This window comes from Mucilaginibacter psychrotolerans, from assembly GCF_004519315.1.
GTDB classification, from domain to species: Bacteria; Bacteroidota; Bacteroidia; order Sphingobacteriales; family Sphingobacteriaceae; genus Mucilaginibacter; species Mucilaginibacter psychrotolerans.
Window position 1 is genome coordinate 68,492 of the sequence record NZ_SOZE01000014.1, and the last position, 24,200, is coordinate 92,691.

The 24,200-nt window shown below is 46.0% G+C and carries 22 protein-coding genes; 7 read left to right on the forward strand and 15 right to left on the reverse strand.

Annotated elements, in window-relative coordinates:
• Nucleotides 1–38: 38 nt before the first annotated feature.
• Nucleotides 39–857, forward strand: a complete 819-nt coding sequence (locus tag E2R66_RS14725; protein ID WP_133232053.1) for a sterol desaturase family protein — start codon at nucleotides 39–41, stop codon at nucleotides 855–857.
• 58 nt (nucleotides 858–915) lie between these two features.
• Here E2R66_RS14725 and bioD read toward each other — a convergent pair whose 3' ends face one another.
• From bioD to E2R66_RS14740, 3 genes are all read right to left on the reverse strand, one after another.
• Nucleotides 916–1,530 carry a dethiobiotin synthase gene (gene bioD / locus E2R66_RS14730; RefSeq protein ID WP_133232051.1) on the reverse strand — a complete coding sequence of 205 codons (615 nt, stop codon included), beginning with the start codon at nucleotides 1,528–1,530 and terminating at the stop codon, nucleotides 916–918.
• Nucleotides 1,520–2,650: an aminotransferase class I/II-fold pyridoxal phosphate-dependent enzyme gene (locus tag E2R66_RS14735; protein ID WP_240049326.1), complete on the reverse strand. Its 1,131-nt coding sequence runs from the start codon at nucleotides 2,648–2,650 to the stop codon at nucleotides 1,520–1,522. Before E2R66_RS14735 ends, bioD begins: the two co-directional genes overlap by 11 nt.
• A 72-nt stretch (nucleotides 2,651–2,722) precedes the next feature.
• Nucleotides 2,723–3,085, reverse strand: a complete 363-nt coding sequence (locus tag E2R66_RS14740; protein ID WP_133232049.1) for a Spy/CpxP family protein refolding chaperone — start codon at nucleotides 3,083–3,085, stop codon at nucleotides 2,723–2,725.
• Nucleotides 3,086–3,174: 89 nt separating this feature from the next.
• Between E2R66_RS14740 and E2R66_RS28365 the strand changes: the two genes are divergently transcribed.
• From E2R66_RS28365 to E2R66_RS14765, 5 genes are read left to right on the forward strand one after another with little or no spacing between them, the layout of a single operon-like run.
• Nucleotides 3,175–3,486 (forward strand): hypothetical protein, encoded by a 312-nt coding sequence (locus E2R66_RS28365; protein ID WP_158288417.1) that lies wholly within the window; start codon nucleotides 3,175–3,177, stop codon nucleotides 3,484–3,486.
• A 7-nt stretch (nucleotides 3,487–3,493) separates the two neighbouring features.
• Entirely contained in the window at nucleotides 3,494–5,542 is a 2,049-nt protein-coding gene (locus tag E2R66_RS14750; protein ID WP_133232045.1) for a BatA domain-containing protein, read from the forward strand.
• Nucleotides 5,543–5,570: 28 nt separating this feature from the next.
• Entirely contained in the window at nucleotides 5,571–6,830 is a 1,260-nt protein-coding gene (locus E2R66_RS14755) for a dihydroorotase (RefSeq protein ID WP_192901977.1), read from the forward strand.
• 2 nt (nucleotides 6,831–6,832) lie between these two features.
• Nucleotides 6,833–7,504 (forward strand): hypothetical protein, encoded by a 672-nt coding sequence (locus tag E2R66_RS14760; protein WP_133232041.1) that lies wholly within the window; start codon nucleotides 6,833–6,835, stop codon nucleotides 7,502–7,504.
• A 24-nt stretch (nucleotides 7,505–7,528) separates the two neighbouring features.
• Nucleotides 7,529–8,134: a DUF4199 domain-containing protein gene (locus tag E2R66_RS14765; RefSeq protein ID WP_133232039.1), complete on the forward strand. Its 606-nt coding sequence runs from the start codon at nucleotides 7,529–7,531 to the stop codon at nucleotides 8,132–8,134.
• A 102-nt stretch (nucleotides 8,135–8,236) separates the two neighbouring features.
• On the opposite strand, the gene E2R66_RS14770 is transcribed toward E2R66_RS14765, so the two are convergent.
• From E2R66_RS14770 to E2R66_RS14825, 12 genes are all read right to left on the reverse strand, one after another.
• Nucleotides 8,237–8,575, reverse strand: coding sequence for a hypothetical protein (locus E2R66_RS14770; protein WP_133232037.1), 339 nt, complete (start codon nucleotides 8,573–8,575; stop codon nucleotides 8,237–8,239).
• A gap of 202 nt (nucleotides 8,576–8,777) precedes the next feature.
• Nucleotides 8,778–11,036: a M56 family metallopeptidase gene (locus E2R66_RS14775; protein ID WP_133232035.1), complete on the reverse strand. Its 2,259-nt coding sequence runs from the start codon at nucleotides 11,034–11,036 to the stop codon at nucleotides 8,778–8,780.
• An 11-nt stretch (nucleotides 11,037–11,047) separates the two neighbouring features.
• Nucleotides 11,048–11,404, reverse strand: coding sequence for a BlaI/MecI/CopY family transcriptional regulator (locus E2R66_RS14780; RefSeq protein WP_133232033.1), 357 nt, complete (start codon nucleotides 11,402–11,404; stop codon nucleotides 11,048–11,050).
• Nucleotides 11,405–11,591: 187 nt separating this feature from the next.
• The gene (locus tag E2R66_RS14785; RefSeq protein ID WP_133232031.1) at nucleotides 11,592–12,119 is read right to left on the reverse strand and encodes a DinB family protein; all 528 of its coding nucleotides are present in this window, start codon (nucleotides 12,117–12,119) and stop codon (nucleotides 11,592–11,594) included.
• A gap of 232 nt (nucleotides 12,120–12,351) precedes the next feature.
• Complete coding sequence (locus E2R66_RS14790) at nucleotides 12,352–13,653, reverse strand: DEAD/DEAH box helicase (RefSeq protein ID WP_133232029.1); 1,302 nt, start codon at nucleotides 13,651–13,653, stop codon at nucleotides 12,352–12,354.
• 104 nt (nucleotides 13,654–13,757) lie between these two features.
• The gene (locus E2R66_RS14795; RefSeq protein ID WP_240049327.1) at nucleotides 13,758–15,101 is read right to left on the reverse strand and encodes a BamA/TamA family outer membrane protein; all 1,344 of its coding nucleotides are present in this window, start codon (nucleotides 15,099–15,101) and stop codon (nucleotides 13,758–13,760) included.
• 89 nt (nucleotides 15,102–15,190) lie between these two features.
• Nucleotides 15,191–16,345: an FAD-dependent oxidoreductase gene (locus tag E2R66_RS14800; RefSeq protein ID WP_317130779.1), complete on the reverse strand. Its 1,155-nt coding sequence runs from the start codon at nucleotides 16,343–16,345 to the stop codon at nucleotides 15,191–15,193.
• A gap of 37 nt (nucleotides 16,346–16,382) precedes the next feature.
• On the reverse strand, nucleotides 16,383–17,201 hold the full coding sequence (locus tag E2R66_RS14805; protein ID WP_133232027.1) for a helix-turn-helix domain-containing protein: 819 nt from the start codon (nucleotides 17,199–17,201) through the stop codon (nucleotides 16,383–16,385).
• 114 nt (nucleotides 17,202–17,315) lie between these two features.
• On the reverse strand, nucleotides 17,316–17,987 hold the full coding sequence (locus E2R66_RS14810; protein WP_133232025.1) for a Type 1 glutamine amidotransferase-like domain-containing protein: 672 nt from the start codon (nucleotides 17,985–17,987) through the stop codon (nucleotides 17,316–17,318).
• 193 nt (nucleotides 17,988–18,180) lie between these two features.
• A complete protein-coding gene (locus tag E2R66_RS14815) occupies nucleotides 18,181–19,707 on the reverse strand; it encodes an ATP-binding protein (RefSeq protein WP_133232023.1) in 1,527 nt (508 codons plus the stop codon).
• A 16-nt stretch (nucleotides 19,708–19,723) separates the two neighbouring features.
• Entirely contained in the window at nucleotides 19,724–20,851 is a 1,128-nt protein-coding gene (locus E2R66_RS14820; RefSeq protein ID WP_133232021.1) for an FIST signal transduction protein, read from the reverse strand.
• 157 nt (nucleotides 20,852–21,008) lie between these two features.
• Entirely contained in the window at nucleotides 21,009–22,589 is a 1,581-nt protein-coding gene (locus tag E2R66_RS14825) for a GxGYxYP domain-containing protein (protein WP_133232019.1), read from the reverse strand.
• A 258-nt stretch (nucleotides 22,590–22,847) separates the two neighbouring features.
• On the opposite strand from E2R66_RS14825, the gene E2R66_RS14830 reads away from it, so the two are divergent.
• Nucleotides 22,848–24,197: a PhoH family protein gene (locus tag E2R66_RS14830; RefSeq protein ID WP_133232017.1), complete on the forward strand. Its 1,350-nt coding sequence runs from the start codon at nucleotides 22,848–22,850 to the stop codon at nucleotides 24,195–24,197.
• The last annotated feature ends 3 nt before the right edge of the window (nucleotides 24,198–24,200 follow it).

A 24,200-nucleotide genomic window follows, 5' to 3' on the forward strand; every position in this document is an offset into this window, starting at 1 on the left:
GCGTGCTGCGCTAACTTTGGTTTATAAATACAAGTCCTATGGAAAAGATATTGCATTCCTTGTTTACCCTCTTCAGCATAACGGCCATCCGTTATTTCGTATTGGCAGGCATACCCTTCCTGGTATTTTATAAACTGATTGCCAAATGGTACGCTAAAGGTAAAATACAAACCCGTACGGCAAGCACCGCCGATTTTAAGCGCGAAATATTGCACTCTGTACAAACCTCGGCTGTTTTTGCGGTTATAGCCCAACTTATATTATTTACACCGCTGCGTAAATACACGCAGCTTTACGATTCCTTTACCGATTTTCCGCTGTGGTACCTCCCCGTTAGCCTGGTGTTGAGCCTGGTGATACACGATACCTACTTTTACTGGATGCATCGCCTGCTACACCATAAAAGGCTGTTCAAGTATGCCCATGTAAAGCATCATCAAAGCACAAACCCTTCACCTTGGGCATCGTACTCATTTCATTTTATAGAAGCATGGACGGAGGGTGCAGCGCTTCTCGTCATCGTGCTGGTTATGCCCATCCATCCGGTAGTCATCGTATGGTTTACGATAGTCGGTTTCGTAATCAACGTTTACGGGCATTTAGGGTACGAGGTAGCTCCTAAATGGTTGCGGGGTTCGTTCCTGTTCCAAATCGTCAATACATCTGTGCATCACAATATACACCATAGTAAATTTAAAGGCAATTACGGCCTGTACTTTAGGGTATGGGACAGAATGATGGGCACCGAGCACCCTGATTATGTAAAGGAATACGATCGCCTTCAAGCCAGCCGCTTCGGAAAGAAACAGCCTGGCAAGCAAGAAAATGTCGAACAACCAATGCTGAATTTCGAATAATGAAGGCAGAAACTTCATCATTCGAAATTCGGAGTTCATCATTCGATATTCTTCTTTCTCAAAAATTAAGGTATCCAACAGCCTTAGCAACGCTTAACGGGTTTATCTCGGGCAAAACTGGTATCTTACCTAAAAGTGGCACGCCCGTATAGGCGAGTATATATTCCTCTGACGAGGCATCGGTTTCGCCATTGAAAATAATGCCTTTGATAGCTATTCCCCGCTGTTTCAACATAGCTACAGATAACAGCGTATGATTGATGCTGCCCAGATAATTCTGCGATACCAATATGGCTTCGGCATCAAGCTGTGCAATCAGGTCCACAATCAAATACTCGTTGTTCAAAGGCACCATTAGCCCGCCTGCACCTTCAATAACCAACAGATTATCGGTAGCGGGCGCGATTATGCTTTTAAAATCGATAGTAATGCCATCCAGCTTTGCCGATTTATGGGGCGAATAAGGCTGCGTAAGCCGGTAAGCCTCGGGGTGGAAAACAGTTTGATTATTCGATACCAAGCTATGCACCAGCATGGTATCGGTACTGTGCAAATCGCCGGACTGGATGGGTTTCCAGTAATCGGCTTTTAGTTTTGCTACCACAATGGCCGCCACCAGCGTTTTGCCAATGCCAGTGCCAATGCCGGTAATGAATAGAGGTTTATCGGGCATATGTTATGCTGTTTATGGTTGATGTCAAAAGGGTCAATTCATCTAAAGTATTGAATGTGTGCATGCATATACGGATGCGTTCTGCGCCCGTAGCTACAGTAGGGCTTAAAATAGCGCGCACATCTAAGCCGGCGCTTTGCAAGGCTGCGGCTGCCTGCCTAGAATTATCGTTACTATTTAATACGATGCATTGTATTGCGCTGTTACTTGGCAATAGTGAGAATCGGGAGTTCGATGCGATGTTTTCTTTAAAATATACGATGTTTTGATGGAGCGTGGCTATTTCGTTACCCGCAACCGCCAATAACTCATAAGCCATTTTTACCGATGCCAGTTGGTGGAACGATGTTGCCGTAGTGTAGATGAATGAACGGGCAAAGTTAATCAGGTATTCCCTTAGCCCAGAGCTTCCCAGTACTATTGCGCCGTGGCAACCCAATGCCTTGCCAAAAGTTACAATGCGGGCAAAAACGCGGCGTTGTAGCCCCATTTCGGCTATCGATCCGGCAGGGGAGAGGCCAACAGCATGTGCTTCGTCTACAATCAAACTCGCGCTATAACGCTCGGTCATTTCCAATATCTGTTTGATGGGAGGGGTATCGCCATCCATGGAGTAAACGCTCTCTATCACTACATAGCAATTGCCCTTGGCCTGCTTTAGCTTGCCCTCCAGGCTCTCTAAATCATTATGGCGGAATGTATAGCGGTTGGCGTGGCTCAGCCTTGCACCATCAATGATGGAGGCGTGTATCAGTTCGTCGTGGATGATGGTATCGCCTTTTTGCGGGAGGGAGGAGAATAGCCCAATATTGGCATCATACCCCGAATTGAATAATAGCCCCGCTTCGGCTTGGTGGAAACCGGCGATATTTTTCTCCAACTCTTCGGCATAGCTTAAATTACCCGACAACAGCCGTGAGCCCGTAGAGCCATTTAAACTATGAGGATAGCTCGCGATTTCTTTTGCGATACGCTGTTTTAGTGTGGCCGACCGGGCAAACCCAAGGTAATCGTTGCTGCAAAAATCTATCAGATCGTTTTCCGGCTTTAGCGTACGCAATATGCCAGAGGTGTTCCGTTCGCCCAATTTCATCCTGATGAATTCTTCTGCCGCTTTCAAATCTTGCTCAAATAAGGGTCAAAAATAAAAAAAGCGGCTCATCGCCGCTTCGTTATTTTTCCTGGTAGGGAATTATTTCCGTGGTGGAGTGCCACCACCGCCGCCTTGTTGCATGCGGGCGCGCATTTCGTCCATTTGTTTTTGCCATGCTGTGGCTTGCTCGGCTGTAAGCACAGCTTTAACTTTCTCATTAGTAGCCTGCATTACCGGGCGCATTGCAGATCTATCGGCACCTGCGTTACGCAAACTGTCAACCTGTTTGGTTTGCGCCTCGTAAATGGCGGTAATTTTAGTAACCTGGTCGTCGGTTAATTTTAACGATTCTTTCATCGCCTTAACCCTGTCAGCAGCACTCATCCTCATACCACCGCCCTGCGCATGGCTTACAGTTGCTATCCCAATAACGAAACAGCAAATCAACATGATCTTTTTCATTTTTGAATTTTTAGTTTTTAATTGATGTTTGGATAAAGATACTCACCAATAGTTTAAACGAAATACGTGTAACTTAATTGTTGCCGTTTGTGAGGCATGGTGTCGAACTTGTTACAAAATTAGTTGGAAGGGTTAGAGAAGTTAGAGAGGTTGGAAAAGTTAGAGAGGTTGGAAAAGTTAGAGAGGTTGGAAAAGTTGGAAGGGTTGGAAAAGTTGGAAGGGTTAGAAAAGTTGGAAGGGTTAGAAAAGTTAGAGACGTTGGAAAAGTTGGAAGGGTTAAAAAGCTTGGAGGCTTGAGAAAATCTTTCTTCATCTGCACGCTTGCACATCCGCATATCTGCACATCTATCTTACCTGCACATCCAATTTATTTTCGCAGATTTGTAGTACATCCAATCTGAGGCATACATGCACTTTTTGTATCCGGCTTTCCTGTTTGCGCTGCTCACCCTAGCTATACCCGTAGTGGTGCACCTGTTCAATTTCAGGCGTTACAAAAAAGTGTACTTCAGTAATGTGCAGTTCCTTAAAGAAGTTCAGGAGCAACAGGCTTCGCGCCGTAACATCAAAGAGCGGCTCATACTGGCTGCCCGTATGCTCGCCCTGGTCTTCCTGGTATTTGCGTTCGCGAGGCCATTTATCCCGGGAAAGGATGCAGCAGATGCCGGTAAACAACAGCTGGTGAGTATTTTCGTAGATAATTCATACTCCATGCAAACCCTCAACCGCGAGGGTAGCCTTTTGGATGAGGCAAAGCAAAAAGCCAAGCAAATCGCCTCCGCCTATTCAGTGAACGACCGTTTCCAATTGCTTAGCCAGGATTTTGAAGGGCAACACCAACGGCTGCTTAACCGCGATGAATTCAACGATGCTGTAGATGCCCTTAGGATAAGCGCACAAAGCCGCCGCCTTAGCCAGGTCATTACCCGTCAGCAGAGCCTGCTGGATATGCAACCGGGCGCGTTAAAGCGACTCTATATCATCTCCGATTTCCAGAAAAATATGGCGGATGTCGGCGATACCGCAAATAAAGATGTTACGGTAAACTTCATCCAGCTAAAAGCCAACGAATTGCCCAACGTAGCGGTTGATTCGGTTTGGCTGCTTAATGCCACGCATCGCCCGGGCGAAAGCGAAAAACTTATAGTTAGGTTAAGGAACTACGCCGGCAAAACGGCGGAGAAAATACCTCTGAAGCTTTTGATAAACGGCGAGCAAAAATCGCTTGGCAGCTTTACAATTGCCGCCAACACGTATCAAACCGATACCCTCGCGTTCTCGGGACTGCAGGCAGGTTGGCAACGCGGAGAGTTACAACTACAGGACAATCCCATCACTTTTGATAATAGCTTTTACTTCAGCTTCAACGTGAGCAGTAAACTAAAGGTGCTACTGGTAGACGGGGGAACGCCAAACAAGTACCTCAACGCTGTTTTCGGCGCGGATACTTTTTTTGCTGTTACCCGCACGCAGGATGGTAATGTAGATTATGCATCGCTGGGCACCTACCCGCTCATCGTAATGAGCGATATCGACAATGTATCTACCGGCCTGGCACAACAATTAAAAGCCTATGTAAGCAAAGGTGGTACACTGATGGTATTTCCGTCTATCGAAACCGAAATAGTTAGTTACCAGGCCTTTTTACAACCGATGGGCGCTGCTTACCCTGGCAAAACGATTAACGAAGCAACAAAGGTTACTAACCTAAACCTGCAAAGCGAAGTGTTCAAAAATATCTTCGAGTCCTTTCCGCAAAACCCGGATCTACCGCAGGTGAAAAAATATTACGCTTTAAGCGGTGCCACCAAACCAGCCGAAAGCCTGATGAACTTGCAAGCGGGCCAGTCGCTTTGGGAGGGTTACAGTTTGGGTAAGGGCAGGTTATATCTTTCTGCCGTTCCACTTCATGAGGATTTTAGTAATTTGCCGCTGCACGCCCTGTTTGTGCCAACGGTATTCAGGATTGCTTTGCTAAGCGGGCACGACCAGCCGCTATCATACACGCTCGGCAGCAACCAGGCCATAGAAACGGTACCACTGCAGGCTACCGAAAAGCAGCAGGTAAAATTGGTGAAAGGTAGCGAATCTGTTATACCCGATGTACGGCAGCAGGAGGGGAGTACTATGCTTTACCTGCCGGGCCAGCTTAGCCAAACCGGTATTTACGAGCTTAAAAAGCAAGACAGCACCGCCGCTGTACTGGCTTTTAACGATAACCACAGCGAATCTGACCTCCGGTACCTTAGTAAGGGCGATTTGGCCAATTTATTCCCGCAAAACGGCGCGGTTACCGATGGCGAAAATTTTAACGTGAATAATATCAATACTGCCGAAAATTCGGGCCTGCAATTATGGAAACTTTGTATAATTTTGGCCTTGATATTTCTGGCGGCCGAAATATTGCTCATCAGGTTCTATAAAACTGGTACGGGCATAGTGCAGCAAGCCGGATAATCTTAAAAACCCACCATAAACAGCGATAATGAATTTGCTTATCAAATCTGCCACTGTTGTCCATCCCGATTCTCCGTTCCATAACCAGGTTGCCGATATTTTAATTAAAGACGGCCTCATTAGCCAAATAGCGGCATCTATCTCTGTAGATGATACTGACAGTATTGATGCCACAGGCAAGTACCTCGCTCCCGGCTTCTTTGATTTGAATTGCAACGTGGGCGAACTGGGCCTCGAAACCAAGGAAGACCTGCAAACGGGTACAGCCGCAGCAGCAGCTGGTGGCTTTACCGGCATAGCTTTAATGCCTAATACGCATCCACCGGTACACTCTAAGGCCGAAGTAGAATACCTGCTCAATCGTGCTAAAGGTAATTTGGTAGATATATACCCACTGGGCACCATCTCCAACAAACGGGAGGGAAAAGATCTATCAGAAATGTACGATATGTTCAAGAGCGGCGCAAAGGCTTTTACCGATGGCAACTGCCCCGTGCAGGATGCTGGTTTGATGGAACGTGCGTTATTATACGTGCAGGGTTTCGGTGCCAAAGTAATCTCTTATGCCGAGGATGCATTTATAGCCGGCAAAGCCAAAATGAACGAGGGTGTAGTAAGCACCATGCTGGGCATGAAAGGCCTGCCATCGCTGGCCGAAGAACTGATGGTGGCAAGAGACATTTACCTGGCCGAAGACTCAGGTACCGACATACATTTTACCACCGTATCTACGGCTCGCTCGGTAGAGCTTATCCGCGAAGCAAAAAAACGCGGCCTTAAGGTAACCTGCGATACGGCTATCCACAATATCGTATTGACCGACGAAGCCCTGATGGGTTTCGACAGCCTGTATAAAGTAAAGCCACCCCTGCGCACCCAGGCCGACGTGGATGCACTGATAGCCGGGCTTAAAGACGGCACTATTGATGCACTGGTAACCCAGCACACCCCGCACGAAATAGAGTTTAAGGATGTAGAGTTTGAGGTTGCCGAATACGGCATCATTGGCCTGCAAACGGCCTTTTCGCTGGCGGTTAAAGCAGGCTTGTCTATTGAGCTTATCGTTGAGAAACTATCCATTAACCCGCGTAGGGTATTGAATTTAGACGTACCCGCATTTGCTGAGGGGCAACCGGCCAACCTGGTTTTGCTGGATGCAGGTGGCGAATGGACATACTCAAGAGACAGTAATCTTTCTAAAAGTTTTAATTCACCTTTTCTGGGGCAGAACTTAAAAGGAAAAGTTTTGTTGACCTGTAATAATCACCAAATAATTTACTCTAATTAACCATGACTGACCCGAAAGTAAGCAAAGCCCTTAGTGGCGCGTTACAGGCCTTTACTACCTATGATGGCTTTGACGCTGTTGCCCTCAACGCTAAATTCGAAGCCCTTTTTTCTTCGGACGATGATTTCATGAAAAAAGTTGATGCGCTCGACGAGCTTTTCAACGATAACCCAAAGTTGGAAGAATTGCACGAAGTATTCTTCGACCTGCTTATGGTGAACTTTTTTAGCGAAGATGTAAAGAAGCTGGAAGACGATTACCTGGATACCCCCGAATGGGAGGAGATAGAAGAGCAAACGCTGGATAGGGGCACTGAGCTGCTTAACCTGCTGCTGTACCTGAACGAATGCGAAGACGAAGGGATAGACCCTGAACTTGACGATTACCTGAAAGAGTTTTTACTGGTAGATGAAGATGAGTTTCAGGATGAGTACCGCATTTACGAACCGGTAATTGCCAACCAGATTCTGATAGAAAGCCCCGCCGCCGAGATTGCAAAAGTGGCCGATACGCTAGACGAAGACTCGGAACTGAAAGAGTTGTTTTACCCTATGATTTGCTTTTTCCAAAACCCGGAGCTTGATGCAGCCGAGGAGAAAAATATCGCGGATAATGCCGTCGCACCAGCTTTCGACATGGCGGTATTGGCTATTTTAATAAGCTTTAATTCATAAAAAACCATAAAACCCTTAACCATCATGAGCGAAGAATTTGACAAACAACTAAAAAGTCAGAGCCTTAAAAAAGGTCTGATTTTAGGATTAATACTAGGCGTGCTTGGTATTATTTCTTTTTATTTCATGACAACCATGGCCACATCTATGATGTTGGTAATTCTTGGGCCAGTATTGCTTTCTGTAGTAATCCCAGTAGTTATCTCCGTACTCTTCTGTAGCGACTTACGCAAAAACATTGGCGGCTATTGGGATTTTAAGCAAGCGGTAACCGGCATTTTTATTATGTTTTTTGCAGCTTACCTGGTAAGTTATATCATTAGCAGCGTGCTGTTTGCCAAAATTATCGAGCCGAATATGGTTGATAAAATGGAGACAGCAATGGTAAACGTAACTACGAGTATGTTGGAGAAAAGTAATGCAGACCAAACCGCTATAGATAAGCAAATGGAAAAAGTGCATCAGCAGTTTGAAGATCAAAAAAATATTACCGTTGGCAAGCAAATCCAATCCGTTGTAATCGGCATTATCTTCGTATTTGTCTTCGCGCTGATATTTGCCGCCATCTTTAAGAAAGATCGTCCTTTATATCTTAACGATGCTGATGGGATAGACGCAACGGTATCATAAATTTAATAGGCACTTTACGATAAAAAGCTAAACAAACAGGCCCCGGATTTTCCGGGGCCTGTTTGTTTATGATTGATTTTTTTGGGGATGTGAATTGGTTTGTTACTCCAGGCAATCGATAGCGGTGCCAACAACCTTAAGCAGTTTGGCATCCATATCCTGGCCAAGTACTATGGCCCAGTTATTTCCATGACGTTGTAGCCAGTGGTTGCTGGTTCCCTCGTTCAGGCTGCCGGGCATTACTACTTTATACATGGCTTCTTTACCGGCGTAAAGCACTTTCATTACCTTAGTGCGGTAAGCTTTTTGCTGGTAAGTAAACGATATACCGAATATCTTCGACGATGCCAGTTTGCTATTGGTGTTTTCGGTTACGCTTTTTTGGGCGTTAACAACCGTTAGTTGAACATCGGCGGGGTTTTGGTATGCTGAGATAGACATAGTTTGGTGTTTAGTTAAATAAATCTTTTAGGTCATTACCTGTATATCAAAATCCTTGCCATGTACATTTCCTGCATAAAATGCGCAAAACTATTCCGTCTATCGCCTTATTTATACTACACATCCGTATAAAAATAAAACAGCGGGCCGGGCAAATCAATATTGCCCGGCCCGCTGCTAATTAACGATACAACTGTTTAAACTATTTGGCTTTTTTAGTGAAGATATAAACTACCCCATATTTAGCTTTGCTGCCGTACTTTTTTACGGTGTCGGCATCTGATGATGTGCTCATCCTGTCGATATCGAAGGCGGATAACTTTTTAAGGTCTTTTTCTGTAGCTTCCTTACCATCTATAATAATGAGTTTATCTGATATACGGCTGATATTTTTATCGCTATAGAATATATTGCCTTGTAGGGTACGCACCTCGGCTACATCCGGGCTCCTGGCAATAGTGCGACCATATAATTGTACATTGTTTAATTTTTGGTTCACATCTGCCGATTTGAGGGTTAGCGCCCTCACCTGCACGTTATTTAGGGTAGCAGCATTTCCGGTCAACTGATCGAGCTTTAATGTACCGCCGCCTTTTAGCACAGTAACCGAATCTATTTCGCGTGGCGAAAGTCCGCCATATACCATATTGTCGCTTCCACTGATGATTACCCGGGCTAGTTTTTTGCTGGGTTTGCCTGTCACTGCAATAACTACGGAGTCGATTTGATGCGACCTCAAATCGCTGTTCAGCTTTATGGGCTTGCCGTTCACGATAATGCCTGTTACCCTTACCTCATTCAACCGATCTGCCAGTTGCCTGCCTTTGTCAGAGTCGCTGGTGGCAACAAGAAGTATCTTGCTATTGGGCTTAAAATGCATGTTTTCGAAATCGTTCAGTATAGTTTTGGCAGCCTCGGCACTTACGATGGTTACCGATACGATTTTGTTTGGATCTATCTTATTGAACTCATCTATCGTAATTTTTTTGCCGTTCAGCACGTAGTTCAATGAATCAAGCAGGCTGATGTTGTTTACAGTATAAACCATCTTGAACTTTTGGGAGGTATCCCGAACAAGCGCACTGTAGTTTTCTTTGTTGGGAGTAGAGGTGAAATTTTCTCTCACGTCTATTTGATCGGCATCAAATTCAGCAATCCTATCATTAATCTTAGCCAGTGCTTTCGGGTTAAGTTGGTTACGTGCAATTTTATGCTCTGCAATCAGTTGCTCAATTTTATCTTTCATTACTTTTCCTTTAGCAGAGTTAGGTGTGAAAGCAAAAGCAACGTTTTGTTTTCCATCGCCGGCATGGAAATATTTTTTGGCGTTCGCGGCGTTCAAAAAATACAGGCTTTCTGTATTGCTGGAAAATTGTGGCCCGTTGCTATCGCTTTTTACACCATTTACATAAAAGATATATCCATCAGAAGCATCTATTGCCGAAGTATCTGAGTCATCTGCCCCAAAGATTTTCTTGGAGTTGTCGGCCAGTAAATCCGGTACAACTGATTTCAAATCGATACCTTTAAAATTTGCGGAGATGGTTGTACTGATTGCCCTATACGCTTTCTCCCTATTCTTTTTTACAGTAGCTGCATTAGAGAAACTGAACACCAGTAGCAATGCCACGGCGGGCACTATAAATGCGTAGCGGGTAAGGTTTACCCTCGAAGATCTTTTTGCGTTCATCATGATTATCCGTTTTTTGATGGTTGAGATATTAAAGTGATTTACAATGCCCGGCGTGCTGCTGTTGAAGCTTACATTCACCAGGCTGTATTGGTAAGCTTTGGTATCGATGCCTTTGTTAAGTATCTTACGATCCGTAATAAACTCTATGTTTTCGCGCACGGCCTTTTTCATGAGCCATACTCCTGGGTTAAACCAGTAGAAAATGCTGCTGAGCTCGGCCAGTAAAATATCCAGCGTATGCCAGCCGTTTACATGCACCTGTTCGTGCAGCAGGATGGCTTTCAGGTCGGAGGCCGAATGGTTTGCCGGGTTTACGTATATACTGCGCCAGAAAGAGAAAGGCGCTGCCTCGCCGCTGATGAGCCGCACATCATGGTTCATGATACTGGCTGCGGTGGACCGGCGGTGGAGCTTAACCAAGGAGAACAACTGCACAAATAAACGTATGCCTAGCAGTGCCGCACCCGCCCAGAAAGCAATAGCTGCCCACTGCCAGTAATCGGGTTGCGAGAGGGGTTTTACCAGTTTTGCTGCCGGTGCCTGCCAGTTAAGCATTACGGTTTGTACTGGCAGGGCAATATTCTCGTGTCGTTGCGCAAAAGCCGTAAGGTCTATCTTAGGGTAAATGCTGGCGAAGATGATAGCTGTTATCAGATAAACCCTGTTGAGCGTATAAAAAGTAAGGTGGCGCAGCACCAGGTAATAGCCTGCGCAAAACAGCAGCAGGGCCATGTTCACTTTAAATAAAAAAACAAATAAGGTGGGCATCGCAATAGGTTTTAAGGTTTTTCTATCAGTTTGATGATTTCTTTAAGGTCGCTGGCGCTTATCTTTTTGTCGTTGGCAAAAAAGGTAACCAGGTCCTTATACGAGTTTTGGAAGTAATCGCTCACGAACCCGCTCATGAAGCGTTTCTTGTATTCTTCCTCTTTTATGGCCGGTGTGTAGCGGTACGAGTTGCCAAATTTCTCGCTCTTTAAAAAACCTTTATTCTCCAGGTTTTTTACGGTTGATGCCAAGGTAGTGTAGGGGGGCTTAGGCTCGTTGAGCAATTCTAAAAAATCCCTTATAAAACCCGCTCCCGACTGCCAGGCCGCCTGCATGGCTTCTTCTTCCTGTTGTGATAATTTCTCCATCTTTCTACGATTGTTTCGTAAATCTACGATTATTTCGTAATAAACCAAATGAATTAACAAATTTTAACAATTAATATGCCTTAAAACATTTACTTATAAAGGAGCGGCAAAATGTAAACCGCCTTAAAACAAAAAATGCTGCTCCGGTTATCCCGAAGCAGCATGCTTATAGCTATTTTTTTATCGATTAGAAAAGCATTTCGGGCGGAGGGGTAACGCCTTTTAAACGGATGTAGATGGTGGTTTGGCCACGGTGGTGCGTTTGGTGCTCGAAAGCTTTGGCCAACAGCAAACCACGCGATGCTTTCATGGTGCCGCGCATGGTCACCTCTTCGGTCATTTGCGCATCCGTCATGCCTTTTATGGTTGCTATGGCAAAATCGTAGCTATCCAAAACCGCTTTGGTGGTGGCTTCCTTAGTTTGGGCTATGGTTTTTTCCACTGATACATCTTTGCCAAGCGGGCTATCTTTACCGCTTGCGGTGGTTAAAAAGAAGTAATTGGCATCGGCCAGGTGGAGCATTTGCTGGGCAAAGGTGCGGGTTTCCGGCGTTGCCTTAAAGGCGAAGCCGTCGGCAGGCATGGCATCCAGGTATGCTTTGGTGTAAGCTTTGGCGCGGGTCCACTCGACAATGGTTTGTTCGCGGGTAATTTGCGCAATGGCGGCTGTACAGGTAAATATGATTACCGTAAGCAATAGTGATAATTTCTTCATGATGGTTTTAATTTAGTCAGACTAATATAGGTTTATTTGCGAGAAACAAGCGGATATCAATATTAACATTTGGTTATTTATTGTCTGCGATGCGATCAGACTTTGCAAAAAAAATGAAAATAATTTATGGAATTCCATAGGTTGCTGCATCCTATGGTTGAACTTCAAAATAGTTCAACCTAAACCATATCGCATGATTTATTGGAGGAGGGCTGCGCGTTTGAGCGCGGCCTTACTTCGATATTTCAATTTTAACTTTCTTACCCTTTATCTTTTCGTTTTTTACTAACGCCACCACCCGTTCGGCACGTACGCGTTTTACGGCAGCGTAGGATGAGAAATCTAAAACTTCGATGAGGCCGAGGTCATCCTTATCCAGTTCGCCTTTTTTTAGGAGTAGGCCTACGATATCTACCTTGTTTACCTTATCCTTTTTGCCGGCAGCCAGGTAAAGGGTTGTCCATGGCGAGGGCGGCGGGATAACGATCTCTCCTGATAGATCTTCAGTGTCTGGTACGCCTTTAAGGTAAGCGGGCTGTTCGCCGGGCGATAACAACAGGTAAGAGGTGCCTTTAGCATGCATGCGTGCGGTGCGGCCGTTGCGGTGGGTAAAGGCTTCTTCGGTATGGGGCAACTGGTAATGTATCACATGCTCAATCTCCGGTATATCCAACCCGCGCGAGGCAAGATCGGTAGTGATGAGGATGCGATGGCTGCCGTTGCGAAATTTGATCAAGGCACGTTCGCGGTCGTCCTGCTCCATGCCGCCATGGAAGATATCGTTGGGCAGGCCATTATCCCAAAGCGTATCGCTGATGCGTTCTACGGCCTCGCGGTGGTTACAGAACACTAACGTTGGCTTATCACCAATTTTGCAGATGAGCGCAAACAAGGCTTCTAACCGATCGGCAGGTTCGGCTATCACTATTTTTTGCACCAAATTAGGCACGGCGGTGGTGTTGTCGAGATAGTCAAGCCTGATGGGTTTGTTGATACCCGTGAATCGCGGTATCTCGTCCATCTGCGTGGCCGAGGTGAGGATGCGTTTCCTTACGCTCCTCAGTTGGCCTATGATATAGCTCATGTCTTCCTGGAAACCAAATTCCAGCGCTTTATCGAATTCATCTAAAATAAGCGTGGTGATGGTATCCGTACTAAAACTTTCGCGGCGCAGGTGGTGACCAATACGGCCCGGCGTGCCAACTAAAACTGCAGGTGGCTGCGAAAGGTTTTTTACCTCTGTGCGTACGGGGTGGCCTCCGTAGCAACAATTTACCTTAAATCCACTGCCCATGCTGCGGAAAACCTGCTCTATCTGTAAAGCCAATTCGCGCGATGGTACCAATATGAGCACTTGTACGGTAGATACTTTAGCATCCAGCAAGCCCAGCAATGGCAACAAAAACCCAAGCGTTTTACCCGAGCCAGTGGGCGACAATAATATCACGTCGCCTTTTTCGGCGGCAGCTATGGCGGCCACTTGCATGGGGTTTAGGGTTTCTATCTGAAGATTCTGGAGCGCTTGCTGTATCATATGGGTAACTGAAAGAACGGCAAAGATACGCTAAATGGGCGGGGTGTGGCCATGATGTGCTTTTACGTTTGCTGATTAGACCTTTACCTCGTTTTGAAAGTGGTTTAAAAGGCCTCGTTCAGGCCAAGGAAGAAACCTCTTGCGCCATATTTGCCCCAGGCGTAATCAAGGCATAAATTGGTGCGGGTAGCTTTGTTGAACAACACACGTAAACCACCGCCTGCGCCGGGCTGCCAAACTTTGAAGATTTGAGTACCCGCCTCATCGTTTGCGGTTTGCAGGTTGAAAAATGCAACGCCACTAAGGAATTTATTGCGTGTTATCGGGAAACGGTATTCGGCCTCTGAATAATTGTATTGGGTTCCCTTAAAATACTGTGTAACATAACCCCGCCCGCTGCGGAATGCGCCGTCCTTAGCCGTGCCGGCCAGTTCGAGGTAGGGTACGTTCCCACTGATTAAATACGAACCCCAGTTCCAGAGCGCAATAACGTGTTCGGGGTGGCTGGAGGATAGGCTGAAGTACTTCCTGAAATCTGTAATGAATTGTACCGAGTTTTTAGAACTGGCCATCCAGGTTTGGTTGATGCGGAAGCCTGCATCGGCATAAATGCCTTTGTAAGCGCGGTTTTGGTTATCGCGCGTGGTGTACTGCACGTTAAAGAGCAAGCCGTTTGACCGGTAATGGTCGTTATCGAAACCATGTCGTTCGTTATAGATGCTGTAAGGCGTGGCACCAGCAGAGTTTTTGTCTTCTATTTTACTGCGGATATCGAATGATACCCCTGCACCCACAAATAAATTCTTCTGCACCTCTTTGTAAACTTTCTCGCGCAGGTTGAAATAGAGCGAATGCAGCGCCCGGCCTTTACGCGCTGCATTGGCCAGTGTTTGATCGTCGGCACTGCCATTATTGGGCTCGGCTATGCCCAGTCCAAAATCTGGCGAAACGGTTTTGGCTACGACCAGGCTACCCTGGAAATTCCATGCGTTGCCGGGCGTGTAGATGTTATGATTGATGTAAAAGTAGATGATGCCCTTGGTGGTGATAGACGCAGAGGTAGCTGCTACGGAAAGCAAGGTGTTCGGGTCGTTGCCAAACTTGCGACCTGCAACGGCCTTGATACCGATCTGCGAGCCGATACTGGGGTTGGAGGCGATGTTGGGTATAATGGTTATGCCCGATGGTTTCTTGAATACGCTATCGGGCTTACGCTTTGGGTGGAAAATATCTTTAAACAAATCAGCGATATCATACTGCCGGGCCAGTTCAGCCTCTTGCAGGTTAGTTTGCTGCTTTAGCTGTAGCGATTTCATCTTTGCGCTTTTTACCGTATCGGCAGGGGTAGGTTGCACCTGTGCTAACGCGGCATTACAAAAACTTAAAAATAGTACAGAGAATAGTACTGAGGCAATGTATCGGCAGGTATTGGTATGTTGATTTTTCAAATCGGCGCAATTTAAAAGGCTGCTGTAATCCAGCTGGCCATTTTTAAACCCACAAAAGCACCAAAATGTTTTGAATAGGAACCAGAAGCCTATTTCCCGTCAAAAGTACCCAGCATTTTTGCCAATGCTCCAGCGCTGTGCATCCGTTCTCCATTTTCGAGCGACTGCCAGGTGGCTACCGCAGCCCTTTCACACATCGCTGTTTCATAAGCTACGATAGCTTCCTGTAAGGTTCCAAATTTATCTGAGGTGATACATTCGCTCAGTTCCAGTGCATCCAGCATAGCCATGTTGGCACCTTCTCCGGCAAAGGGGGGCATTACATGCGCGGCATCGCCCAGCAGGGTTACATTTGCCTGCGCACCCCATGTTTGATTTAAAGGCATGTAATAAATAGGTCGGGGGATGATTGGTATGGCGGCATTTTTGATGATCTCGTCCCAAATGTCGGCCCAGCCTGCGTATTTATGTTTAAACCAAGCCAATAGATGAGCATTGTCTGCATAATCTGCGTTGTTGCCCCTGGCCCTGTCTTCATCAACTTTTAAGCTTAGGTAAAAGCCCATATTCCCGGTGCCTTTTTGCCCGCCGAGGACGCATTTCCCGTGGCCGAAAGCCATAACCTTGCCACCATTGAGCAATTTGTAGATGACAGGGATGTTATCCTTCGCGTTATTGACATTCAGTTCTACCATGGTAATGCCAGAATACAGGGCCTTGATATCGGTAACGTAAGGGCGTATCCTGGAGTTAGCCCCATCGCAGGCAACCACCAAATCAGCGTAAGCACGGGTTCCGTTCCTGAAGTGCAGCAGCCATCCGTCGTCTTGTTTTTCCATGGAAATGAATTGGCTATCCCATACAAGGGTTTCCGGCTTTAAGGATTCCAATAAGACCTTCCTCAAGGTACCACGGTCTATCTCCGGGCGGTAGGGCATTTCCGTAGTTTCGCAATCATGGTCGCTGAAGTGAATTTTACCACGCTCGTCAACGATGATTTTTTTGTCGGCACCGATGTGCACGTTGGCATAAAACTGGTTTAAAAGACCTGCGCTGCGCAGTGCTGCCAGTCCCGACCCTTCGTGCATATCCAGCGGGGAGCCCTGCACCCGGGCATCTTTATTCAGATCCCTTTCGTAAACTTTAACGTTTGCACCCTTAAGTTGTAAAAGTCGTGCTAAGGTTAAGCCGGCGGGGCCTGCGCCTACAATGGCTATTTGTTTGTTGCGTATCAGCATGTTCATTACAGATTGATACGCAAAGGTGCAGCATGCCTGGGCCTTAGGCTTGTACAAATGCGACAAAATCGCTACCGAGGGCTTGTTTGCTTTTCTGGGTGTTCCTGGCAAAGGCCGCCGGTGTAGTGCCGCTGTAGCGTTTAAATTCCCGGCTCAGGTGCGATTGATCTGTATAACCCAGCTCATGTGCCAGGCCGGCGAGGTTTGCTTTTGGGTAAAGCCATAAATGGTTCCGCACCTGCTCGAAGCGGATAAGCGCCGATACATCTTTAACCGTATGGCCTGATGATTGTTTAAAACCCCGCTCCAGCGTGCGCACCGTGGCATGCGCCGCCTCCGCAACCTGGCTTACGGGCAAGCTGCCGTTTGCCTGTCGCATGGCAAGTCCTGCTTTGGCTAACATGCTGTTTGGCTGAATCTCCGGTTGGGCATCAAGGAAATACTTCTTTACCATTTCTGTGGCTTCATGTATTTCGCCGGCATCAATACAAGCTTTTAATGTAGGGTTTAGTTGAGCGATGGAGTGTTCAAACGTTTGCAAGCCATGGTTACTCGCCTTTAGGCCAAGCAAATCGAACACAGCCCATGGGTAGCACCTGATACCGATTATCTGTAACAGCCCCTGCGTATAAAAAACAACCGGAGCATTAAGTAAGCCCATCATAAATGGTGAAGGCAATGGGTGCAATGTGCCGTTTTTTAGGATGCTGCATCCGTTTCCAAAATGGAATATTATTTCGGCGTAGCCATCGGGTATTACTTCAAAGTTTGTTGGTTGCTGATCAAAATAGCCTTTGTTGTGCCAAAAACATTTGATTGCTTCACTAAGTTCCGGTGGCGGTTCGAATTCCTGGTGCTGCATAGTTAAAGGTAGGGAATTTGCACCAGCTGAGATAAAAAAAATACGATGCGAAGCCTACCTGATTAACATGATAAAAGATGATTCGTTCACCTTTTTATGGTCATAATTGATATCCTAAACCTCGGGAGCAAACAATTTCCAATTCCCTTCTGAAATGACCTCCACTGCACCATCAATTACCATAATGGCGGTTTGATCATCAATGGCGTAAGATGGCATGGGTAAGGTAGCGGCCAGTTTTTGGATATTGGCCAGGGAGTTGTTAGGGAACCATTCATGATCTAAATGCGGATGGATGGCAAAATTAAGCAGGTTGAGCGATTTATCGCTGTCGGCAGGTACGGTATGATTGCCGTAGGTGGTTCCGTAACTTGTCATGATCATGCTACCTGCACTAAGGCCTACATAAACCAGCTTTTGCAATAACATGGGCAACAAATCGGCCAGGCCGCACTGATGCAGCCAATAGCATAAGTACTGACAATCGCCACCGCCAACAAGGAGGGCATCGGTTTCCTGCAGCATAGGTAGCCAAAGCTCCTGTTTGATACTTGGCAGAGCAGTTAACTCCAGCACGCCCAGTGATTTCCAACCCAATTGACAAAAAGGATCGCCCAGGATGCCGCAAATTACCTTTTGGATAATTTGTGCCCCACCCGCTATGCCGTATATGGCCGTAGGGATGAAAAGCGCGCTTGCTTGGTCAATTGGTTTGCCCAGCAACGCTACCAATGCGCTATGGATACTTTTGTTGCTGATGCCGACAGAAGTAAGTAGCAGTTTCATACTGACCCAAAGATAGCGGATTAACTAAACCAAAGTTATGGGCAATTGTGCCATAAGATAGGTAGAATTGAGACAACTGACGTTAACTGCGGCTCCATAAAAATCCAGCTCACAAAATCAGTATGTCAAATATAGCTACCGCGTGCTTATTGCTAAAATAAGCACTCCCGACTGATTGATAGAACAACTCCCGTTAGTTCCCTACTTTGGCGTATTGCGATATTTTACGATGAAGGTCGTCCGGATTAAATGGTTTGCTGATGTAATCGTTCATGCCTACTATAAAGGCCTGGTCCTTAATATCCAGCATAGCCGATGCCGTAAGTGCTATAATTGGTAGATTTTTATATCGCTCATCGGGCAAATTGCGTATGGCAATAGTGGTTTGGTAGCCATCCATTTCGGGCATCTGCAAATCCATCAGCACCATATCATATGCATTGGTTTGCACCAGCGTTAAGGCTATCTCGCCATTCTCGGCAACATCGCAATCCACATCCCAAAGCTTCATATATTGTTTGGCAAGTATTACGTTTATCTGGTTGTCTTCGGCTATAAGCAGCTTTACGCCTTTAAGGCTTTTTACTTCAAAACCACTTTCCTTAACAGGATTCAAGGCGAATTCTTTGTCGCTATTCTTCATTTTAATGCTGAAGAAAAAGGTAGACCCTCTGCCCACCGTACTCGTAACCTTTATTTCGCTTCCCATCAATTCCAGCAGCTTTTTGGTAATGGTAAGGCCTAAGCCGGTGCCGCCAAATTTGCGGGTAGTGTCTGAACTGGCCTGCGTAAAGCTGTCAAAGATATTATCAATCTTTTCGGGCGGGATGCCTATGCCGGTATCCATTATTTCAAAGTCGATAACGGTATGCTCGTCGTTGCGTTTATTCAGGAACGCCGTAATGGTTACCTTACCTTCTTTAGTGAATTTAACGGCATTGCTAATGAGGTTGGTTAAGATTTGGCCAAGCCTTACCGGGTCGCCTTTAATGGCGTTGGGCAGTTCCTGATCTATCAGCAGTTTAATCAGGATGTTTTTTTCAAGCGCTTTTTGCAATAGCGCCAGGCGGATGTTGCTTACCAGATCTTTAATGCTAAAATCGGCCTCTTCAAATTCAACCTTGCCCGCTTCAATTTTGCTGAAATCCAATATGTCGTTGATCAGCACTAATAAGTTTTCAGCGGAAAATTTCAATAAGTTGAGATATTCCATCTGATCGGCCCGGGGCTGTAATTGCAGCAGCAGATGCGTAAACCCGATAACCGCGTTCATTGGGGTGCGTATCTCATGGCTCATGGTTGATAAAAACTGTGCCTTGGTTAACGCCGCCTTTTCGGCTATATCTTTCGAAATAATCAACTGAGTTTCCAGTTCTTTTGCTTTTTCTATTTGTTTCTGCAAAAACTTGATGATCGTAATCAGGTCGTCATCGCTGTGGTGCGTGTCTGTAGCTGTTTCTGGTGACAACGATGCAATCGCTTTTTTTACCTCGGAGATTGATTTTTTCTTGATCTCATTCTCCTTATGCAGGTAATTATTTACCTCCTGATATTCGCGCTCACTTACCGCAAAGGCATGCTCCGATAGCTTTTTTGTTTTTTCGAACGAGGCGTAAGAATTGCTTACCGTTTCCAGGAAGCTTTTCAATACCGGGTCCTCCAGGTAATTGTCGGGAATAAGTTTTTTTATCTGCTTACTTAAAATGTAATGATATTCCATACCTGGGTTTTATACGCTATAGCTCGGTGAATGTAGTAATGGTCATGGTTTGATTGTGCAATTCGCACTGTACGCTATCGTTGAAAGGAGAGATCTCGCCGTAACTGTAAAAACCGGTGATTGCCGCAGCATCGCCCAGTATCTCTTTGGCGGCTTCAAGCTCTTCAAACGTCCTTTCCTGAAGGATGAGTTTACGGCCCACACAACTGATCAGCACGGCCAGATCGGGTGTGCTTGCTTCAATACCGGCGAAGTTGGCCGCTTTTGACGATGCTTCAATTATTTTATCGAAGTTGGCCTTCATCAACCTTACCTTACTTCCCTCGGGCAGGTTGCCTGCAAAGGTCATTGATTTTTGTTCTTCGTTTATGTTCAATATGGTGCGCACTACGTTGTGCCCATCGTTATGACGTAAGGAAAGCGGGAACAGCAATGCGGACCCAGGTAGCTCATCTACGTAATCGCCCAGGTACTCTTTGTAAAGATCAAGTGCATTTTTGTTATCAATTTCAAACAATATGTTTTGATTCGACCTGGTGATGGTGCGTTCCGGGCCGAATTCGTCCCAACCGCCAACCGAGCCATGGCCTATGCGGATGTCGCCGCCATAAAAACCGATGGCTATAACGTTGCCTTGCGCCGGTGCTTCGTTTAAACCGGTAAGCGTTTTTTCGAAACGTGCAGCATCCCCTGCCAAACCGCCGGTAACAGGTACCTGGTGCTTATTATCCTTATTAAGCCCGCTAACCAATTCGCTGCCGTTAATAAAAGTACCGTCGGATATCACAAACACGCAGTTCAAGTCATCTGCAGAGAGCTGCTGCATTAAAAACAGGCCCGTATCAAAACTATTAGCATGGTGTTTGATATTGGTTTTGATACTTTTAATCCTGGTTTTTTCAAATTCTATTGCCGTGGCAACCGCGCTATCATCGTAAACGCCTTCGCCAAGTATTTCCCCTGCCGTTGACGAAAACACAATATCCGAGTTCAAATAGATTGACCGCAGGTGGCTAAGAATTTCCGGGTGGGATATAACTGCCGGTGAGCCAAATACCAATACTAATTGGGATTTTTCCGGGACGAGGCCTGATGGCATATCCACCCACCTATCATTTACAAAATGGTGCTGTTGTGTTTTCATTACTCGGGTTTTTAGTCAATAGCATTTGCTCCAGGGTAGCGCAAATATTTATCGTCTAAATATATTCAAATATTACGATTTTGGTATTAATTTACTAAAAAGATACATATAATAATATATAGCTAAGCTGTCTTTATTGTTACAGGCTGGCGTATTACTACTGCGGATTAATGGCAATACCCTTCGCTTCGCGAATAAGTTGAAATAGATGATCGGGGCGAACGACAAAATAATCTTCGTTTAGCGAATTAGCCACATTTTTAAAACTTGTTGGCGTTACACCCTGCCAGGGCTGCGCCTGTATAATCACGAAACGGGGTGAAGTTTTATCCCAACCTGCGGCTGCACGGGCAATATGGTCTTTCATGGCCTGTTCGTTTGTACAGTAGTTGCAGGAAAGTGCCATGCCCGGTAAGCTGTCATTATAAATAGTGAGCCCGCCTCCGGTATTTTGGGCAGTTAGGCCAAGCAAGGATTTTGCTTCAGCGGCATAAATCTTCCCAACGTTAGGGTTAATGCCGCCGGTAATCGTGTTCCAGATGGTGATTACCCGTAAACCAGCACGGTTATTATAGTCCTGGGTTTTGGCAACGAATTGTTTCAGTAAACTTTCATCCGTCCAGTTATTTGGATAAGTATAACCGTAGCCCGATGGCCCGGAAATGAGATTGTCATTATTGGTAGCAGTTTGATAAAAGTAGTTAAGCGCGCCAGGCATGGCATCCAGCATGGCTGGTGAAACGGTCCATCCCATCGGAACAGCACCCTTGTCAGGGTTATCCCACAGTTTACGCATGGCATGCTCAATAAATTGCAAATTGTCTCCGTCGCTTAATATAAATGCAACGTAGATATTGTTTTTAAGAGCCGGTTTTGGCGGGATTGGTTTGATATGGACTATTCTGGATGTACCGCTATGCACCGTCAGGTTGGTGCTCCAATCGCTGGCAATTGTTGCAATACCATACTTTGATGCCCGCTCTATGCCGGGCGCTTCCTCGGGCCACCAGCCCATAAAGGTTGCACCGGGCGACAACGAAGACAGGAACTTGTCCAGCAATTCGCTTTCGCCAGCTATTTTAGGATCCAGCCAAATTACTGCAGCGCCCAGCGCTACTGCATATTCGCGAAGGGCCGCTTTATGCACAGCCGGATTTAACCCAATTAATAATCGATGGTCAAGAGTGGGCCAATAGGTATCATACAGCGATTGGTAAACAGCCAGCTTACTGCTGAATTTTCCCCGCAAATCAACTAACACATGCATATTATAGGGAGCAGCCGTTAGCTTAGATAGCAATAGGGGCGAGGCAATTAATGCGCCTTTGCTTTTTGCAAGTACTGTGGCCAGGTTTATGGTATGCACTTGCGCAGGATCATAAACAATCAACCCCGAGATTTTGCTCCGGTATTTGGTGATCAGGTCCCATTTGTCTGTAGGTTCAGTCCACTTAAAACCCAATGACTTGAGCCAGGTATACGGCCCTTCGGCCAAAGCATCACCTTCATAGGAAAAGATACGCGGCTGTTTGCGGTTTACCACACCCTTTAATGACGCGAACAGGTACATTTCTGCTGAAGCGTAAGGGGAGCTATCTCGCAACATGATCAAATCCTGAACCTGCGCCGACGCGGGGAAAGATGGCAGCAGCTGACCCGGCGGCCATTTGATTTGGGCCATGGATGGCGTGACAAATAAGCAGAATAAAAGAACGCAAACGGCGTGGATCTTACGCATTTTAATAGGTTATATTAACTGTTAAATATAGGGTTAACGTTTATTGTTTTCTATCGATTTGAAAAAGGTTGAAAAATAGCAAAGCCCTGATATTTCTATCAAGGCCTTGTTTAAAGCATTTAAACTGCAGAGGAAACGCGTAGTGAATAAAAAATATCGATTTTGTCCTCACCCTACAAGAGCTTTTTCCGCAACCATTTGCGCGCACCATGTAGCAGCCTGGTCTTTTATCCGTCAAAATCATTAATTTAGCCATTGATGAATAAGGATATTACAGACAAGGCCGATCGGAAAAAGAAGATATTTGTGCTGGATACATCAGTTATCCTATACGATCACAACGCTTTCGAGAACTTTCAGGAACATGATGTGGCCATACCCATACAGGTGCTGGAAGAATTGGACAACATGAAAAGCGGCAACGATACGCGCAACTTTGAGGCGCGCAGCTTTATCCGCCTGATGGACGATATCTCCAAAAATCAACTCATCAATCAGTGGATGCCCTTGAACGGTAAAAGCAAGGGTAGCTTTAAGGTGATCATGGACGTAAAGAACAGCAGCGCAGATGCCGAAGAGGTTTTTGGCTCTGAAAAGACTGACCATCGCATATTGAACGCGGCGCTTGGTGTGCAATTTGAGAACCCGGATAAAAAGGTGATACTGGTATCTAAAGACATTTGCCTTCGCCTAAAAGCTAAGGCCTTAAACCTGTATGCCGAAGATTACGAAACGGGCAAGGTGAAAAACCTGGAAGAGTTGTACAGTGGCAAAACCGTGCTGAACAAGGTAACCGAAAAGCTCATTGCCCGCCTCAATAAAAACGATACCATCCCCGCAGAGGATATGGAGATAAAGGCCCAAAGCAACCAGTTTTTTGTACTGAACAGCAAAAACGCAACCGCATCTGCTTTCTACAATAAGCAAAGCAACCGGATAGAAAAGGTGACCGAGCAGCCTGTTTTGAATATCCACCCGCGCAACCTGGAGCAGGCTTTCGCCATACATGCCCTGCTGCATCCCGATATTAAGCTTGTGACCATACAAGGCAATGCCGGCACGGGTAAAACCCTTTTAGCCCTGGCCAGCGCGCTGGAGCAACGCAAGCATTATCGCCAGATATTCGTTACCCGCCCTATAGTGCCTCTAAGCAATAAGGACATTGGCTTTTTGCCCGGCGACATTAAATCGAAGATTGACCCATATATGGCACCGATATGGGATAACCTGAAGTTTATTAAAGACCAATTTGCCGACGATGAAAAGATGCAGGGCAAGATAGACGAACTGGTTGCCAACGATAAGATATCCATCACCCCGCTGGCATTTATCCGTGGGCGCACGCTGGCCAAGATATTTTTTATTGTAGATGAAGCCCAGAACCTTACCCCACACGAGGTGAAAACCATCATTTCGAGGGCAGGGGAGAACAGCAAATTTGTTTTTACGGGTGATATTTATCAGATAGATACCCCATACCTGGATGCCGAAAGTAATGGCCTATCGTACCTGATAGATAAAGCCAAAGGGCACCCGCTATACGCGCATATCACCCTGCAAAAAGGCGAGCGTAGCGAACTGGCTAATTTGGCTACGGAGTTGTTATAACAG